This is a genomic window from Salinivibrio sp. EAGSL, from assembly GCF_013366455.1.
Taxonomy (GTDB): Bacteria; Pseudomonadota; Gammaproteobacteria; order Enterobacterales; family Vibrionaceae; genus Salinivibrio; species Salinivibrio costicola.
This window is the reverse complement of the sequence record NZ_JABWMG010000066.1, coordinates 1-360: the sequence shown is the minus strand read 5'-3', so window position 1 is coordinate 360 and position 360 is coordinate 1. Positions and strand designations below refer to the sequence as shown.

The window sequence follows — 360 nt, the reverse complement described above, 5'->3', positions numbered from 1 at the left end:
AGCGTATTTTTAGTCTGATATTCAGGGCATGCTTCAATCAACTTCACGAGTTTTTGCTCAATGTTGGTGATTTGATTTTTCATCGCAGTGAGCATGGGTTTGATGGTTGAATGCAAGGTTTTGGGCAGTATCTGCAAGCGGTTCTTTTCCATCGTTTGCATAGATAGGAGCTGGTTTCTCCTGATGACTAAATCACTCATTAGACGTATATTTTCCGCCTTGATAATGGTGATTTCAGGCTTAATGGCGTCGCCATAATGTGCGATTAACTCAGCATCTAAGCGGTCATTTTTCGCTCTGCGGCCCAGGGAAAACGCATGAAGATCCGCGCCATGCCTGGGCTAGCGATTTAATGACTTA

The 360-nt window shown here is 43.9% G+C and carries 1 pseudogene; it reads right to left on the bottom strand.

Annotation, left to right across the window (positions count from 1 at the left end):
- Positions 1–317: pseudogene (locus tag HLG76_RS14715) on the bottom strand (IS110 family transposase); the annotation flags it as partial.
- Positions 318–360: the final 43 nt, after the last annotated feature.